General features: G+C 36.3%; 17 protein-coding genes and 1 tRNA gene. 15 read left to right on the top strand and 3 right to left on the bottom strand.

Annotated elements, in window-relative coordinates:
• Positions 1-62 precede the first annotated feature (62 nt).
• The 4 genes from BW946_RS03905 to BW946_RS03920 are packed head-to-tail and all read left to right on the top strand — an operon-like array spanning position 63 to position 2,854.
• On the top strand, positions 63-779 hold the full coding sequence (locus BW946_RS03905; RefSeq protein ID WP_076594922.1) for a C40 family peptidase: 717 nt from the start codon (positions 63-65) through the stop codon (positions 777-779).
• Positions 780-801: 22 nt separating this feature from the next.
• The gene (locus tag BW946_RS03910; protein WP_076594923.1) at positions 802-1,269 is read left to right on the top strand and encodes a DUF1648 domain-containing protein; all 468 of its coding nucleotides are present in this window, start codon (positions 802-804) and stop codon (positions 1,267-1,269) included.
• The gene (locus BW946_RS03915; protein ID WP_076594924.1) at positions 1,266-1,610 is read left to right on the top strand and encodes a cupin domain-containing protein; all 345 of its coding nucleotides are present in this window, start codon (positions 1,266-1,268) and stop codon (positions 1,608-1,610) included. Before BW946_RS03910 ends, BW946_RS03915 begins: the two co-directional genes overlap by 4 nt.
• 5 nt (positions 1,611-1,615) lie before the next feature.
• On the top strand, positions 1,616-2,854 hold the full coding sequence (locus BW946_RS03920) for a 3-deoxy-D-manno-octulosonic acid transferase (protein WP_076594925.1): 1,239 nt from the start codon (positions 1,616-1,618) through the stop codon (positions 2,852-2,854).
• Here the strand turns inward: BW946_RS03920 and BW946_RS03925 are convergent.
• From BW946_RS03925 to BW946_RS03935, 3 genes are read right to left on the bottom strand one after another with little or no spacing between them, the layout of a single operon-like run.
• On the bottom strand, positions 2,846-3,472 hold the full coding sequence (locus BW946_RS03925) for a deoxyuridine 5'-triphosphate nucleotidohydrolase (RefSeq protein ID WP_076594926.1): 627 nt from the start codon (positions 3,470-3,472) through the stop codon (positions 2,846-2,848). The genes BW946_RS03920 and BW946_RS03925 overlap by 9 nt on opposite strands.
• On the bottom strand, positions 3,472-4,227 hold the full coding sequence (locus BW946_RS03930) for a glycosyltransferase family 2 protein (protein ID WP_076594927.1): 756 nt from the start codon (positions 4,225-4,227) through the stop codon (positions 3,472-3,474). The genes BW946_RS03925 and BW946_RS03930 overlap by 1 nt, the downstream gene beginning before the upstream one ends.
• A gap of 22 nt (positions 4,228-4,249) precedes the next feature.
• Positions 4,250-5,281, bottom strand: a complete 1,032-nt coding sequence (locus tag BW946_RS03935) for an acyltransferase family protein (protein ID WP_076595075.1) — start codon at positions 5,279-5,281, stop codon at positions 4,250-4,252.
• A gap of 145 nt (positions 5,282-5,426) precedes the next feature.
• On the opposite strand from BW946_RS03935, the gene BW946_RS03940 reads away from it, so the two are divergent.
• The 11 genes from BW946_RS03940 to BW946_RS03990 all read left to right on the top strand — a co-directional run bounded on the left by BW946_RS03940 (position 5,427) and on the right by BW946_RS03990 (position 15,906).
• Complete coding sequence (locus BW946_RS03940; RefSeq protein ID WP_034693028.1) at positions 5,427-5,903, top strand: lipocalin-like domain-containing protein; 477 nt, start codon at positions 5,427-5,429, stop codon at positions 5,901-5,903.
• A 172-nt stretch (positions 5,904-6,075) separates the two neighbouring features.
• Complete coding sequence (gene leuS / locus BW946_RS03945) at positions 6,076-8,889, top strand: leucine--tRNA ligase (RefSeq protein WP_076594928.1); 2,814 nt, start codon at positions 6,076-6,078, stop codon at positions 8,887-8,889.
• A 240-nt stretch (positions 8,890-9,129) separates the two neighbouring features.
• Positions 9,130-9,993 (top strand): MotA/TolQ/ExbB proton channel family protein, encoded by an 864-nt coding sequence (locus tag BW946_RS03950; RefSeq protein ID WP_076594929.1) that lies wholly within the window; start codon positions 9,130-9,132, stop codon positions 9,991-9,993.
• Positions 9,994-10,054: 61 nt separating this feature from the next.
• Positions 10,055-10,663, top strand: a complete 609-nt coding sequence (locus tag BW946_RS03955; RefSeq protein WP_076594930.1) for an ExbD/TolR family protein — start codon at positions 10,055-10,057, stop codon at positions 10,661-10,663.
• 11 nt (positions 10,664-10,674) lie between these two features.
• On the top strand, positions 10,675-11,244 hold the full coding sequence (locus BW946_RS03960) for an ExbD/TolR family protein (protein WP_076594931.1): 570 nt from the start codon (positions 10,675-10,677) through the stop codon (positions 11,242-11,244).
• A 29-nt stretch (positions 11,245-11,273) separates the two neighbouring features.
• Positions 11,274-12,116, top strand: a complete 843-nt coding sequence (locus BW946_RS03965) for an energy transducer TonB (RefSeq protein ID WP_062675757.1) — start codon at positions 11,274-11,276, stop codon at positions 12,114-12,116.
• A gap of 75 nt (positions 12,117-12,191) precedes the next feature.
• Positions 12,192-12,389, top strand: a complete 198-nt coding sequence (locus tag BW946_RS03970; RefSeq protein WP_170872050.1) for a DUF308 domain-containing protein — start codon at positions 12,192-12,194, stop codon at positions 12,387-12,389.
• Complete coding sequence (locus BW946_RS03975; RefSeq protein ID WP_076594933.1) at positions 12,379-13,251, top strand: PstS family phosphate ABC transporter substrate-binding protein; 873 nt, start codon at positions 12,379-12,381, stop codon at positions 13,249-13,251. The genes BW946_RS03970 and BW946_RS03975 overlap by 11 nt, the downstream gene beginning before the upstream one ends.
• Before the next feature lie 89 nt (positions 13,252-13,340).
• Positions 13,341-14,993, top strand: coding sequence for a tetratricopeptide repeat protein (locus tag BW946_RS03980; protein WP_076594934.1), 1,653 nt, complete (start codon positions 13,341-13,343; stop codon positions 14,991-14,993).
• Between the two features lie 82 nt (positions 14,994-15,075).
• Entirely contained in the window at positions 15,076-15,795 is a 720-nt protein-coding gene (gene bshB1, locus BW946_RS03985) for a bacillithiol biosynthesis deacetylase BshB1 (RefSeq protein ID WP_076594935.1), read from the top strand.
• 35 nt (positions 15,796-15,830) lie between these two features.
• Positions 15,831-15,906: transfer RNA gene (locus BW946_RS03990), tRNA-His, on the top strand.
• Positions 15,907-16,006: the final 100 nt, after the last annotated feature.

Genomic DNA, 16,006 nt, shown 5'->3' on the forward strand with positions numbered 1-16,006 from the left:
ATTTAAAGAGATATACATTGTATTGTAACCTTTAAATTATTCAATCTTTAAATTGAAAATTAATGAATAAAGGAGTTTGTATTGTTACAGTAGCGCCGGTTCGTGCAGAAAATTCTGACAGAGCTGAAATTGTTACGGAAATATTGTTTGGGGAAAGTGCAGATATTTTGGAAGTAAATAAAAACTGGACCAAAATAAAAATGCATTATGATGGCTATGAAGGTTGGATGGATACCAAGCAGCTTAAACCTGTGACAGACGAAGAGCTGGCCAAAAGAAAAGTGACTGTCGTAACCGAAGATTTTTCTTCTGTACTCATGAACGATGGTAAAACTCTGCTTTCTATGGGTTCCGAAGTGGAATTCCCGGTAGTCGCTTCAAGGAGAAGTCATGATGTGCGTGAAAGTATCGCTCTGACAGCAAAAGAGTTCCTGAACGTACCTTATCTGTGGGGAGGGAAAAGCTTTTTTGCAGTAGACTGCTCCGGATTTACCCAATTGGTTTATAAAATTCACAACATAAAAATACCCAGAGATGCGTCACAGCAGGCTGAGGTAGGAGAACCGCTTACTTTCGTAGAAGAAACACAGCCTGGAGATCTTGCATTCTTTGAAAATGCAGAAGGAAAAATTATCCATGTAGGAATTATGCTGGAGAATCAAAAGATCATCCATGCTTCAGGAAAAGTGAGAATAGACACGCTGGATTCTACGGGGATTTTCAATAAAGAGATGAATAAGCATACTCACAAATTGAGAGTGTTGAAAAGTGTAATTTAATCATCATTCAATCTCATCTGGAATGGAAAATATTCTTTATATAATTTTTGATATTTTAAATTTTGGATGGGTCGCTTTCTTATGGGTATTTACTCTGAAGAACTATAACACTTTGCCAGAGAGAATTCCCGTCCATTTTGATATGGAAGGAAAAGCGGATGGATTTGGTGGGAAAATATATGCCTTTCTGATCCCTGTAATTGCTCTGGGATTGTATGCAGTATTCACTTATGGAACAAGACATCCCGAAGACACAGATTTTCCTGTAGAAATTACAGATCAAAACATGACTACTCAGTTTTTAATTATGAAAACCGGACTGAGAATTCTTTTTGTTCTGCTGGCAGTGGTTTTTCTGAATCTTCAGGACTATATGTTCAGATATGCGGTTGATGATAAAGCTAAACCCAGAATTTCATTGGCAACTCTATTTTTATCAGTTATTTTATTTACTCCTGCATTACTCTTTATCGCTCATCTATTTAAATGATACATTCTAAAAATAATTCAGAACATTATACGTGGGGAAACCAATGTGACAGCTGGATTCTTAAAAATACGCAAAACTTATCCATAAAGCAGGAGAAAATGCCCGCGGGAACTTCAGAGAAACTTCATTATCATAAAGTGGCAGAACAGTTTTTCTATATTCTGAAAGGAGAAGCGGTATTGTATATTCGTGGAGAAAAATTTCTGGTTGGGCAGGGAGAATCTATATCTGTTGAGCCGGGATCGAAGCATTTTATTTCCAATGAATCGACTGAAGAAATCGAATTTTTAGTGATATCTAACCCTTGTACAGATCATGACAGAATTGAAATTAAAGAATAAGTAAAATGGCTTTTTTATACAATATATTGATCAGTCTCCTTACCCTTGGAATGAAGACATTCGCATTGGTTAATAATAAAACTAAAAAAGGCGTTGAAGGAAGAAGAAAGTCTTTGGATAAAGTAAAATCTGTATTTTCAAAAACGGATAAAGTCATCTGGATGCATGCGGCAAGTCTGGGTGAATATGAGCAGGGATTACCTGTATTAGAGAGGCTTAAAGAAAATTTTCCTCAGCACAAAATATTGGTAACTTTCTTTTCCCCGTCAGGATATGAAAATGTGGTTAAGAAGAAACACATTGCTGACGTTATCTGTTATTTGCCTTTCGATAATAAAAAGACTGTAAAAGAATTTACAGATCAGTTTAATGCTGAACTATTTTTTACGGTTAAATATGATTATTGGTACAACCTCCTTGCAGAATTAAAGAATAAAGGGACAAAAGTCTATGTGATCTCAGCATTGTTTTACGAAAGACAGTCTTTCTTTACTTCCTACGGAAAATGGTTTGTAAAACAGCTTCAGAAAAATGTAGATTGGTTTTTCCACCAGACTCAGTTTTCATTGGCTTTGGCGAAAAGTGTTGGATTAACGAAGTCTTCCGTAACAGGTGATACCAGGTTTGACAGGGTAAAACAGCTCCGCAAAAGAAATAATCATGTAGATTATATTACAGAATTTATCGGAGGGAATAAAGCTGTTGTTTTCGGAAGTTCGTGGCAGGCGGAAGAGAAAATAGCAGAAGTGGTTTCGCGTAAAAATAATACGGTAAAACTTATAATAGCACCTCATGATCTGAAAAGAGTAGAGCATCTGAAAAATATATTCCCGGATGCTTTACTGTACAGCGAAATACAAAATACTCACATATCAGCTTTCAATACTCAGATTCTGATCATAGACAGTATTGGTTTATTATCGAAGCTTTATTCTTATGCAGATGTAGCTGTTGTAGGAGGTGGGTTTCATGAGGCGGGACTTCATAATATTCTGGAAGCTGCTGCTTTTGGTGTTCCCGTGATTTTTGGGAATCATTATAAAAAGAATCCGGAAGCTGATGACCTGATCTCTGCTAATGGTGGAAAATCTTTCTCGGATGAGTATGCTGCCTCAGAATTTGTGTTATTTCTCGCCAATGACGATAATAAGGAAGAGCTGTTCGCAATGTCTGAAAATGCCGGGAAATTTGTAGATGAAAAACCAGACTCTACCAAAATGATTCTTCAGAAAATTCTATCTTAAGAATCCCTGGCTTTTAATGTCTTTCATGATCTGATCAATGTTATCAGGAATCCTGTCACATTCAAACCAGTTGAAGTCAAGACCATTGTTGATACAGAGCTTTTGGAGATAATGATTTTCTAAAATTTTATCCAGAGTATCACGAAGATATTCATCAATTTCTATCCAGTAATCCTCATCCAGCTTCTTAACAAGGGTCAACGATTTAAATATTTTATTGATAATGTAAATATAAAGTTTGTAGACATTGTCAAACCTTTGTCTGCTGAGGTCACTGTTGTTTTCCAATACCTTGTTAACGAGAAAAAGATTCAGAGAAATCTCTCCGAATTTATCGGTGGTAACTTTTGTGTGTTCTGTGATTTCAGCACTTATTTTTCGTACAGCAGACAGAAAATATTGGGCATTTCCCACATATTTTGAAGCCAGAAGAACCTGTTCTTTTATATGTTCTTCCATGGCATTTCTTTTATCATCGGTAGTTTCGGGATCTATCAGTTCAAAGTAGAGCTTTTTGGACAATAATTTATCCTTTCTCAGAAGTCTGAAAATAAGTTTATCCTTCTCTGCTCCGGAAAAAGCACTCAGAGCAGCTTTAAACTCTTTAGAATATTCCATTAATTAAAAATTTTCGAGTACTTCAGGAATCCGTTGAGTGCCCAGTTAGCGGTATAATACAATGATTTTACTGTTGAGAATCCCATGAAGTCTTTATAGACAAGATACTGATCTTTGATGATATTTTTCTTATTTCTGGAAACACTGTTTTCACGCATTCTGTATTTTGCCATTGTCTTTTTTACAGGAATCCCTTCCGGTATTACTTTTAAAAGATTCAGCCACATCACATGGTCTTCACGCTTACTTTTTACAGGGAACATAAATTTCCCGGCTCTTTTAGTATCATACATCGTAGAAACCGGTGCAAGACGGCATGTTTTCAGCAGATTGGAGAACGTAACTGTCTTTTCCGCCAGAAAATCTTTCAGAATAGGCTCAAGCTGTTCATTACATCTTGAATAATTACAATAAACAAGTTCTGCTTTATGCTTCTGCATATAATCCGTCATCGTTTCCAGATACTCAGGATACCAATAATCGTCAGAATCCAGAAAAGCAATATATCTTCCCTGTGCTCTTTCCAGACTTTTGTTTCTTGCATTTCCTGCACCTCCGTTTTTCTCCAGTACCAATAGTTTTATTCTGGGATCATTATATTTTCTGATGATCTCAACAGTATTATCTTGAGAAAGATCATCTGTGATCAGCCATTCCCAGTTTTCATAGGTTTGGTTAAGAACAGACTGTATGGTTTCCTCGATAAATTCCGCTGAATTGTAGCAAGGAGTAATAATAGAGACAAGATTTTTCATTTATGTTTTTTATACTGCAAAATTATAAAAATCTTTTTTCATAAAGATGCCAGGAGCTTACACCTACAGCAACTACCACCAACATGCATACCAAAGCCATTACAAAAGGATTGTAATCTTCGAATAATCCTAAAGTCTGGAAAGTTCTGATGATAGGAAAGTGAAAAATATAAATTCCGTATGTGAAATCACCATATTTTCCGAAATTATTTAAGAATTTAAATGAATAGGCAATATACATTACGATAACACCAATCATTATTGGGGAAAAAAGCTGGATAGGTAAATATAAATCAATCCACACCGTGGCAAGAGCAATGACGAAAATGATATTTTTATGTTGGATAAATTTATCAAAATTAAAGTAAATCAGCATTCCGGGGATAAAATAGGATAATGTTCCTGGAAGCTGTTTGGCAAGTGAAATTTTATTTAAAGATTCAAAATAGTTGAGATAAATAAGTGATAAAAAATATAAAATAATCAAACTGGTATTTCTGTACTTATTATTCTTCCCGAAAAGCAAAAACAACAGAGGAACTGCAAAATAGTAGCACATTTCTATTTTCAGTGTCCATAGGGCACCATTCACTGCCTGATTTCCAAAAACTCCCGGAAGCCAGGGTGCTTTAAAATTTAAAAATAATGAATTCCAGAAAAGGTATTTGTAAACCTGTGTATTGCTGAAATATTCGGTGAAAGAATATGTACTTACCAGGCTTAATAAAATTGCACATAAAAAAATAACCAATAAGTAAGCGGGAACAATTCTTCTGATTCTTTTTTTTAAATAACTTTTCAGGCTTGAAGACCTTTCATAGCTCCTTGCAATCAGAAATCCGCTCACAGCGAAGAACCCGAAAACGGCAATTTCTATAGGACTGTACTCAAAAATTTTGAGATCAGGAGAAGCGCTGAGGGTGCCAAGATGTCCAAGAAAGACAATAAAGGCGAGGAGAACACGTATAAAGTCAAAATTGTTTTTCGTTATATCCTGCATCTGTATTTTGTTTCCTGCAAAAATAACTTTTTTAATAGAATGAATGATGCTCATATATTCATTATTTGTTAAATAAAGGGAAAATGAGGTCTTCGTATTTTTAAATATATATAAATATAGGGAGATGAAATAATTTTTCATAAAAAATAGTAATATAAATCAAAAAAATTATAATTTTAGCGCTTGAAAAAATTGATCTATGAAGAAATTAGCATTACTATTTGCAGGTTTATCTTTGTTTGCTGCAGCTACAGGCTGTAGTAGTGACAATGATACTGTTCTGGAAGCTCCTCTTGTTGGGACATGGCAACCGTTAAAAGAAGTAGTTACCACTGTAGAAGTTGGTGAAGACCCGGTTTCTAACACGATTACTTATACAGATTGTCAGAAACAGACAAGATGGTGGTTTAGCGTTGACTCCAAAGGAGGGAAAACGAACTGGGGAGATACTGCTACACCTGGTCAGTGTGCTATTCTTTCAGATATCAAATTCAATTATACTTATAATAAGGAAGGGAAAGACGTTCAGATGAAAATCCAGGGAATAGTAGAACCGCAAAATGCAAAGGTTATTACTTTGGATGCTACAACGCTCAATCTTGCTGTAAGAGAGGAGACTCAGGATCCTAAGATATTCCAGACAAGAACATATACCTTCAAAAGAGTTACTCAATAATAGTATATACTTCAGGATATAAAAAAGATCTCATCTCCGGATGGGATTTTTTTGTGGAGGATAGAATTTGTAATTCATCATAAATTCATTTCTATTTACTTTAAAATCATTAATTTTGTGAATCTTGTCAAAAAGAAAAATAATTCAGTCTAACATATAACATATATATCAAGTGTTTTACGATCATCAGCAGATAGAAAAAAAGTGGCAGAAATACTGGGAGGAAAATCAAACCTATAAAACCTCTAATAACACAGACAAACCAAAGTTTTATGTACTCGATATGTTCCCGTACCCATCAGGAGCAGGCCTTCACGTAGGTCACCCGCTGGGATATATTGCATCGGATATCTATGCGAGATACAAAAGACATCAGGGGTTTAATGTACTCCACCCGGTAGGATATGACAGCTTTGGACTTCCAGCTGAACAATATGCAATCCAGACAGGACAGCACCCGGCTATTACTACAGAACAGAATATCAACAGATACGAAGAGCAGCTGAAAAAAATCGGGTTCTCATTCGACTGGAGCAGGGAAGTAAGAACTTCAGACGCTTCTTATTATAAATGGACACAGTGGATTTTTATCCAGCTGTATCATTCCTGGTATAATAAAAATACGGATAAGGCAGAATCTATTGATTCTTTGATTCACCATTTTGAAGAAAAAGGAACAGAAGGATTAAATGCTAATCAGAACGACGAATTAAATTTCACAGCAGAAGAATGGAAGAGCGCCTCCGAAATTGATAAAGAAGATATCCTTTTAAATTATCGTCTTGCTTACAGAGCAGAAACGACAGTAAACTGGTGTCCTGCATTAGGAACTGTACTGGCCAATGATGAAGTAAAGGATGGGAAATCTGAAAGAGGAGGATTCCCTGTATTTCAAAAGAAAATGATGCAGTGGAGTATGAGAATTTCTGCGTACTCTGAAAGATTATTACAAGGATTGAATACATTAGACTGGCCGCAGCCGCTGAAAGATTCCCAGGAATACTGGATCGGGAAATCTCAGGGAGCGCAGGTTCGTTTCAAGGTAGAAGGGCATAATGAAATCGTTGAGGTATTTACCACAAGACCCGACACCATCTTTGGAGCAACCTTTATGGTATTGGCTCCGGAAAATCCTTTAGTGGAAACCATTACTACAGACGCTCAAAAGGTAGAAGTAGATACTTATATTGAAGAAACTTCCAAAAAGACGGAGAGAGACAGAATGTCTGACGTGAAAAACGTGAGCGGAGCTTTCACCGGAAGTTATGCAATTAACCCGTTCAGTAATGAAAAAATGCCTGTCTATATTTCAGACTATGTATTAATGGGATATGGAACAGGAGCTGTAATGGCAGTTCCGGCACACGATGAGCGTGACCATAGATTTGCTAAGAAATTTAATCTTGAAATCAAGAAAGTTGTAGAAACGGAAGAAGACGTTCAGGAAAAATCTTTTGATTCTAAAGATTCCGTTTGTGTCAACTCTGATTTCTTGAACGGATTGAATTATAACGATGCAAAATCAAAAATAATTTCAGAGATCGAAACGAAAGGTATCGGTCATGGAACTACCAACTACAGACAGCGTGATGCTATTTTCTCAAGACAGCGTTATTGGGGAGAACCCGTTCCTATATATTATAAGGATGGGATGCCTTACACATTGCCTGCTTCTGCTTTGCCGTTGGAACTTCCTGAAGTTGAAAAATATTTACCTACAGAAGACGGAGATCCGCCACTGGGAAATGCAAAGGAATTTGCATGGGATGAAGCTAACCAGAAGGTAGTAGCTATAGACTTAATTGATGATAAAACAATTTTTCCGTTAGAATTATCTACAATGCCGGGCTGGGCAGGAAGTTCATGGTATTTCCTTAGATATATGGATCCGCAAAATGACGGAGAATTCTGTGCAAAGAATCTTTCAGACTATTGGGGACAGGTAGATTTATATATAGGAGGGAGCGAACATGCAACCGGACATTTGTTATATTCCCGTTTCTGGAACATGTTCTTAAAAGACAGAGGATATATCAGCCATGATGAGCCATTCCAGAAATTGATCAACCAGGGAATGATCTTAGGGATGAGTGCATTTGTATACAGAATTGACGGAACAAATCAATATGTATCTAAAAATTTAGCCAAAGACTACCAGACTCAGCAGATTCACGTTGACGTATCTTTATTAAAAGGAACTTCTGATGAATTGGATACTGAAGCTTTCAAAGCTTGGAGACCGGATTATGCCGATGCTGAATTTATTCTGGAAGACGGAAAATACATCACAGACCGTGAAGTAGAAAAAATGTCCAAGTCAAAGTACAATGTAGTAAATCCTGATGATATCTGTGAAGAGTATGGAGCAGACGGATTAAGATTATATGAAATGTTCTTAGGACCACTGGAACAGTCCAAGCCTTGGAATACCCAAGGGCTAAGCGGAGTATATGGTTTCCTTAAAAAATTCTGGAACCTGTATTTTAACGGAGACGTATTTGAAATTTCAGACGAAGAACCTACAAAAGCAGAATACAAAGTTTTACATACCTTAATAAAGAAGGTAGTATATGATATTGAAAACTTCTCTTTCAATACTTCAGTATCATCCTTTATGATCGCTGTGAATGAGCTTCAGAAAATAAAATGCAACAAGCGCAATATTTTAGAGCCACTGGCCGTTATCATTTCTCCGTATGCTCCTCACATCTGTGAAGAACTATGGAGTTTATTAGGTCACGGTACATCGATAGAATTTGAAAAATTCCCGGTATTAAATGAAGATTATCTGGTTGAAGACGAAATTGAGTATCCGGTAAGTGTAAATGGTAAAATGAAGTTCAAAATTTCACTTTCAGCTCAATTATCTGCCAAGGAAGTGGAAGATTTGGTGATTTCGAACGAGAAAATGCAACAGATTTTGGAAGGTAAAACCCCTAAAAAAATCATTGTAGTCCCTCACCGTATTGTGAATATCGTAATTTAAAAAAAAATTAACATTGGGAAATTAAAAAAAATGGGTGTCTTATTTTTTTGATTTTTTAATTCAAATGTTAAATTTTGAAAAAATAAATAAAATAATTTAAAATAATTATTATTTCGAAATCGTATTAAAATTTCTTTATCAAAAAAAAGCAAAATGTTTAATTAAGACTCTTGCATTTTAATTAATTTTGCCTTTAATTTACACCCTGTAAAATTTTAAAACAATATAATTTAGTTAAATATGGAAATGAATGTTTCAAAAAATGATGAGCAAGTAGTTGCTAGAAAGGCAGGAGGTTTAAATCCAGCTGTTATTATTCCTATTCTATTTGCTATAGGAGTATGTATTTATTTATTTGTTCTTGGTAGCCCAGGAAACTTTAAAGATGCAGATAAACTAGGAAGCGGTTCTGTAGCTTTTTCAAGTGTTGAAGGAAAAGACATTCACCCAGAATCGTTTTTAGGTATTATCTACAAAGGAGGGGTTATTGTACCCATCTTGATTACTTTCATGATTACTGTAATCGTTTTCTCTTTTGAAAGATATTTCGTTCTTGGTAAAGCAGCTGGAAAAGGAAACTTAGACAACTTCGTTGTACAGGTAAGAAGCTTACTAAACCAAAACAAAATTGACGAAGCTATCGAAGAGTGTGACAGACAACAAGGTTCTGTTGGTAACGTAGTAAAAGAAGGTCTTACTACTTACAAAGCACTTTCTCACGATACTACATTAAATAAGGAGCAGAAAATGGTAGCGCTTAACAAAGCTATTGAAGAAGCTACTACTCTTGAGATGCCAATGCTTGAGAAAAACATGATGATTCTTTCTACTTTAGGTACTGTTGCAACATTAGTAGCACTACTTGGAACGGTAATCGGGATGATCAAGGCGTTCTTCGCATTAGGTTCAGGAGGTGGTACTCCGGATGCTGCCGCTCTATCTACAGGTATCTCTGAAGCCTTGATCAACACGGCTTTAGGTATTGGTACTTCAGCAATCGCTATTATCCTTTACAACTTCTTTACATCTAAAATTGACGGATTAACTTACAAGATCGATGAGATCTCTATGAGTATCCAACAGTCTTTCGCTGAATTCAACTAAGAATTAGCAGGATATTTGCATTAGCAATTAAAAGAAGTTTAATTAAAAATATTTTATAATAATGGCGAGAGTCAAACCAAAAAGACATGGAGTAATTACGGACATGACTGCAATGTGTGACGTTGCGTTCCTACTCCTTACGTTCTTTATCTTGACCACTCAGTTTAAAAAACCTGACGTGGAGCAGATCAAACCGCCATCTTCAATTTCGGAAAAATTGCTTCCTGATGCTAGTTTAATGACTATCAACGCTACTCCGGACGGAAAATTCTATTTCCAGCCAGTAGAAAATGCATCAGAAAGACTTGCTCTTTTGGATAAAATGGGACAAAAGTACGGTATTACTTTTGACAACAACCAAAAAGCAGCTTTCCAGAAAATTCAGGCAATTGGAGTTCCAATGAACCAACTTAAAGGGTACTTGGACATGCCTGCAGATGAGCAGAAAAATTATAAGAGTCCTACAGGTATTCCTATGGACAGTACAAATAAGCAATTAATTGATTGGGTAAAAGAAAGTTTGAGCGTTAACCCTGACTACAAGTTAGCTATTAAAGGTGACGTTACAACTGAATATCCGAAAGTTAAAAGCCTATTTGAGGGTTTAAGAGATATTGATTTTCTTAAATTTTGGTTGATTACATCACAAGAAGGTAAACCTAACGAATAATATCGATAGAAATGGCAGAAGTACAAGTACAAGAGAAAGGCGGCAAGGGCGGCAAAGTCCGTTCCAAGAAGCAAAGTACCAGAGTCGATATGACTCCGATGGTGGACTTGGGTTTTCTATTGATTACCTTCTTTATGTTCACAACTACGTTCAGTAAACCGAACGTTATGGATTTGGGTCTTCCGGCTAAACCGAAAGATGAAAAACAAAAACCACCTCCAACAGAAATTAAACTTTCTAACTCAATTTCTATCTTATTAGGAAAAAATAACAGAGTTTTCTGGCATCAGCAGGATGCTACTTCCTTGAATGACCAGACTCTTATGGAAACTACTCTTGATAGAGAGGGAATTAGAAAAGTAATTCAGCAGGCAAAATCTAGAGCTGCAGATCAAACGAAATTTACCGTGATCATTAAGCCAACTGACGATGCTGTATATAAGAACTTTGTCGATATTCTTGATGAAATGGCCATTACCAAAAGCGAGCAGTACGGTGTTACTGATATCAAACCTTGGGAAAAAGCTGTTTATGAGAAAAAAGTAGGAGGTGCTGCTGCACCGGCTGCTGCTACAAAGTAATTTAACCATAAAATTGTTATATCTAATCTATGGCAGATGAAAATGTATACGGTCAGAATCTTACTTTAGACGAAATCGTATTTGAAAATAGAAACAAGGAATATGGTGCCTATGATCTTAGACATCAGTATCCGAGACTTTTAACCAAGTCTTTTATTATCGGAACAGCATTATTCCTTTTGGCAGCTTTGTCTCCGTTCATCTATCTTACGATTAAAAATCTTACAGCTCCGCCTAAGCAGGAAGTAAAGGCAGATCTGGTAGATATTATCGAAGAAGATCCAATTATCGAGCAGCCTAAAGAAGAAGAACCACCTCCACCACCTCCACCACCAAAAGAAGAGGAGAAAATTGAGGTAATTCAGAACGTGGTTCCAGAGCCTGTAAAAGCTCCGAAAATTGAAACACCACCACCACCGATTTCTAAGCAGTTGGAAACAACAACTGGTTTACAGAATCAGGAGGGGGTAAAAGCTCCGGCTTATACGCCACCACCGCCACCGCCATCTACAGGTACTAAAGCTAGTACAGTAGAAGTAAAAGCGAACAACCCTAACGAGATCTATAAAGATGTTGACCAGTCTGCAGAATATCCTGGAGGTATGGGAGCATTAAGAAAGTTCCTGGGTGATAACTTTGATACTTCTTTGATGGAAGGAGGTGAAGGAACACTTAAAGCGAAGCTTAAGTTCGTTGTAGAAAAAGACGGAACTGTTTCGAATGTAACTATTGAAGAGAAATCTCCAAATGGCGACTTCAACAGTGAAGCGATGCGTGTAGTTAAGAAACTTAAAAAATGGACTCCTGCGAAGAGAAACGGGGAGAGCGTTAGATCTTACTACAGCGTACCATTTACTATGAACTTTGAATAACACTTATTTATTCAAAATATAAATAAAAAGAGAAGCATATGCTTCTCTTTTTATTTTTTTTGGTATTTTTGTTACATGATGTTCAATTGGTTATCCCTGGTTACGGGATTGTTTTATATCGTTTTAGGAATTGTAGTGATTGTCTACAAATTCTTCTTTACTATTTTAGAGCCTGCTGTTGCTTATGCATTGGGAGTGGTGCTGATTGTTTATGGTATTTTTAGAATTTACAGGGCGATCTCAAGAATTAAAAAATCGAGAAATGAAGAATAGTTTCAGGCTTGTACTCATGTTTGTGTTGAGCATGATGCTTGCAAGCTGTAAAAAGGAGAAAAATACTCCTTCCTATCACAAAGGTGATCTTACAATTTTTACTGACGAATCTTTTCAAAGCGTTACAGAAGCATTAGCCGAAGGCTATATGATCAACTATCCTGAAACACACATCAAAGTAGAAACGAAGAAAGAAGATTTAGGACTTCTTGATCTTTTGAAAGGAAGTGCTAAAGTGGTGGTAATGTCCAGAAATCTCAGTACTGAAGAAATAAAAACGTATGAGGAAAGAACAGATTTAAAGTTTCTTCCTGCCAGATTTGCTGCTGATGCAGTTGTTTTTGTTGTGCCTAAGGATTCTCCAAAAGAGAGTATTTCAATGGAAGAAATCAACAGCGGTCTGATGTCTGATAAAAAAGAATTTATTTTTGACGGAACCAACTCCAGTAATCTGAACTTTGTTGCTGAAAAATTAAAAAAGCAGCCAAAAGACCTGAAATTTTCCATTATACCGGGAAATCAGAAGATTATAGAGGAATTGGGGAAATATCCTGATAAGATAGGTGTTATCGGATTGAATACCTTCAGCCGTCCTTATGATAAAACTTCAGAAAAACTGAGAGAGATGGTGAAAGTTCTTCCTGTAGTAGAGAAAGGAAAATCATATACCGCAGATTTTGATAGACTTCGCACAATGGAATATCCGTTTACAAGAGTACTTTATTTCCTGATTAATGAAGGTAATTTCAATATTGCCAATGGATTTATTAGATTTTCATGTACCCATTTAGGCCAAAAGATTGTACAGAAAGAAGGTTTGCAGCCTTATAACCTGTATAAAAGAGAGGTACAAATGCGTTAAAAAAATTAAAATCACAATTTGTCCCTATTAAAATATTGATTTGGTCTGAAAATTGTGTAGAATTTAACTCAATTATTAGAAAATATAAAATGAAAGATATAATGAATATGAATGTAAAGAAGATTGCTTTTGGAGCAGCCGTGGTATTTTTTACCGGTTTTGCCTCTGCACAGACATTGCAGGATGGTATCAACAGTATAGACAGTGATAAATTTGCCCAGGCAAAAACAAACTTCACTGAAATGATCGCTAAAGAGCCTACAGCTGAAAACTACTTCTATTTGGGAAATACTTTCTTAAGACAAGGAGAACCGGATTATGCTAAGGCAACGGAGAGTTTCAATAAGGGATTAGCTGCTGACGGTAAAAGCTATTTGAATAGAATCGGTTTAGCTGCTGTTAAATTAGGTAAAGGTGATAAAAATGCCGTTGCTGAAATTCAGAAAGTAGTTACTGATTCAAGAGAAAAAGATGCTGAAGTTCTTTTCAGAGCGGCAGAAGCTTTAACTTTATTTGAGAAAAATAATTCACCGGATCTAGCTATTCAGTTTTTAACTAAAGCTATCGAGAAAGCTGAGAAAAAAGGTGTTCCTGCACATTATTATTATACATTAGGGGATGCTTACAGATTAAAAAGAATGCCGGGAGAGGCTATGTCTGCTTATGATAAAGCATTACCTGTAGCTAAAAATAAAGCTTCCGTTTACACGAGAATGGCTACTTTATGGATGGCAGCACAAGTATGGCAAAAAGCGAAAGAAAGCGTTGACAAAGCAATTGCTGTAGATCCTACTTATGCCCCTGCATACAAAGCTTTGGCTGGTTATGATATCAGATACCAACAGAACGCAAAAGCTACACAAGATCTTATCAACTATACAAAATATGCTGATGAAGATCCATATACTCAATTAGAAATTGCAAAACTATACTTCACAAATGAAGATTATGCAAATTCTAAAATGGTATTAGATAAAATTTTTGATAAAATTGACGATCCTATTAAGTTCAAGTTAAGAGCTTACAACGCATATGCAGATAAAAACTATGCAGATGCTAAACAAAATATGGACACTTTCGTTTCTCAGGTTGAGAAAACAAGAGTATTGCCTGCTGACCAGGGTTTACAGGGACTTATTGCTGCTGGTTTAGCAAAAGATGAAAAAGATGCTGCTAAAAAATCTGCTTTAATGGCTGAAGCTCAGCAAAAAGTGGGTATTGCAAAAGCTGCCAAAGATGAAACAATGAAGTGGGATCTTGAATTGGCTAACATCGCAGGTGGTGGAGGTGCTTCCCAGGCAGAAGCAGACAAAGGACCTACTAACCCAACAATTGAAGCATTGAAAAAGCAGGTTGCTGCTAATAGCCAGGATTCTGATGCTTTATTCAAGCTGGCAACAGCTTATCAGGATGTGAAAAACTGGAACGGAGCAATCCTTACATGGCAGAAAATGTCTGCTCTTCTTCCTGATTGGGCACCGGCATATTACAGCCAGGGGTATTCTTACCAGCAGGCAGGAAACAATGACGCAGCAAAATTAGCTTATGAGAAGTTCATCAGTACAGTAAAACCAGCTGATCAGGAAGCTAACAAGCAGACTCTTGCTTACGCCTACTTTGCAGTTGCATACATGAGTAAAGATTCTGATGTCGCCAAAGCAAAAGATTATGTAGCGAAGTCTTTACAGTTAGATCCTACCTATCAGGATGCTGTAAAATTAAATGCTGAGATCAACAAATAATTTAAAATTTAAATTATAGATATTAAAACTTCCCATTCGTAATTTTTGGGAAGTTTTTATTTTAAATCCTATCTTTGAATTTATGAAAACTGATATACTTGCTTTTGGTGCACATCCTGACGATGTAGAACTTGGATGTGGCGGAACTATTGCTAAAATGGTCTCTGAAGGAAAAAAAATTGTAGTTGTGGATCTTACAAGAGGTGAACTCGGAACAAGAGGTACAGATGAAACCAGAAAAGCAGAAGCTGCAGAAGCTGCTAAAATCCTGGGGCTTTCTGCGAGAGAGAATCTTGGAATGAAAGATGGCTTTTTGGTGAATTCTGAAGAATATCAAATGAGGATCGTAAAAATGATTCGCAAATACAGACCGGAAATCGTCTTAGCCAATGCAATTGATGATAGGCATCCAGATCATGCAAAAGGAGCGAAATTAGTGTCGGATGCGTGCTTTTTGTCCGGACTGAGAAAAATTGAAACGGTGTTGGATGGAGAGAATCAGGAAGTGTGGAGACCGAAGCATATTTTTCACTATATTCAGTGGAAAGATATCAAACCGGAATTTGTAATTGATATTTCAGAACACCTCCCTAAAAAACTTGAAGCCTGTATGGCGTACAAAACTCAGTTTTATGACCCGGCTTCTAAAGAACCTGAGACTCCAATTACAACAAAAGATTTTTATGAAAGCTTAACTTACCGGGCGCAGGATTTAGGGCGTTTATCGGGAGTTGCTTATGCTGAGGGCTTTACATCTGAAAAATTAATTTCTTTGAAAAATTTTGATGGAATTGTTTGGTAGTTGAGGAAATTGTCCTATATTTGCACTCAGAAAACGGTGATTGTAGCTCAGTTGGTTAGAGCGTCGGATTGTGGTTCCGAAGGTCGTGGGTTCGAGACCCATCATTCACCCAAAAAAAGTACACTTTTTGAAAGTGTACTTTTTTATTTTATATCCATTTCAGTATCCTCTGATGGTTTCTTTTTTTTACTTTTTTCTCCGAAATTTTTTT

Origin of the sequence: Chryseobacterium sp. RU33C (assembly GCF_900156015.1) — a bacterium.
Taxonomy (GTDB): domain Bacteria; phylum Bacteroidota; class Bacteroidia; order Flavobacteriales; family Weeksellaceae; genus Chryseobacterium; species Chryseobacterium candidae.

Excerpts from the sequence above, each read along its gene's own strand:
- BW946_RS03905 (WP_076594922.1), top strand. The coding sequence starts at position 63 with ATGAATAAAGGAGTTTGTATTGTTACAGTAGCGCCGGTTCGTGCAGAA.
- BW946_RS03910 (WP_076594923.1), top strand. The coding sequence starts at position 802 with ATGGAAAATATTCTTTATATAATTTTTGATATTTTAAATTTTGGATGG.
- BW946_RS03915 (WP_076594924.1), top strand. The coding sequence starts at position 1,266 with ATGATACATTCTAAAAATAATTCAGAACATTATACGTGGGGAAACCAA.
- BW946_RS03920 (WP_076594925.1), top strand. The coding sequence starts at position 1,616 with ATGGCTTTTTTATACAATATATTGATCAGTCTCCTTACCCTTGGAATG.
- BW946_RS03925 (WP_076594926.1), bottom strand. The coding sequence starts at position 3,472 with ATGGAATATTCTAAAGAGTTTAAAGCTGCTCTGAGTGCTTTTTCCGGA.
- BW946_RS03930 (WP_076594927.1), bottom strand. The coding sequence starts at position 4,227 with ATGAAAAATCTTGTCTCTATTATTACTCCTTGCTACAATTCAGCGGAA.
- BW946_RS03935 (WP_076595075.1), bottom strand. The coding sequence starts at position 5,281 with ATGAGCATCATTCATTCTATTAAAAAAGTTATTTTTGCAGGAAACAAA.
- BW946_RS03940 (WP_034693028.1), top strand. The coding sequence starts at position 5,427 with ATGAAGAAATTAGCATTACTATTTGCAGGTTTATCTTTGTTTGCTGCA.
- BW946_RS03950 (WP_076594929.1), top strand. The coding sequence starts at position 9,130 with ATGGAAATGAATGTTTCAAAAAATGATGAGCAAGTAGTTGCTAGAAAG.
- BW946_RS03955 (WP_076594930.1), top strand. The coding sequence starts at position 10,055 with ATGGCGAGAGTCAAACCAAAAAGACATGGAGTAATTACGGACATGACT.
- BW946_RS03960 (WP_076594931.1), top strand. The coding sequence starts at position 10,675 with ATGGCAGAAGTACAAGTACAAGAGAAAGGCGGCAAGGGCGGCAAAGTC.
- BW946_RS03965 (WP_062675757.1), top strand. The coding sequence starts at position 11,274 with ATGGCAGATGAAAATGTATACGGTCAGAATCTTACTTTAGACGAAATC.
- BW946_RS03970 (WP_170872050.1), top strand. The coding sequence starts at position 12,192 with ATGATGTTCAATTGGTTATCCCTGGTTACGGGATTGTTTTATATCGTT.
- BW946_RS03975 (WP_076594933.1), top strand. The coding sequence starts at position 12,379 with ATGAAGAATAGTTTCAGGCTTGTACTCATGTTTGTGTTGAGCATGATG.
- BW946_RS03980 (WP_076594934.1), top strand. The coding sequence starts at position 13,341 with ATGAAAGATATAATGAATATGAATGTAAAGAAGATTGCTTTTGGAGCA.
- bshB1 (WP_076594935.1), top strand. The coding sequence starts at position 15,076 with ATGAAAACTGATATACTTGCTTTTGGTGCACATCCTGACGATGTAGAA.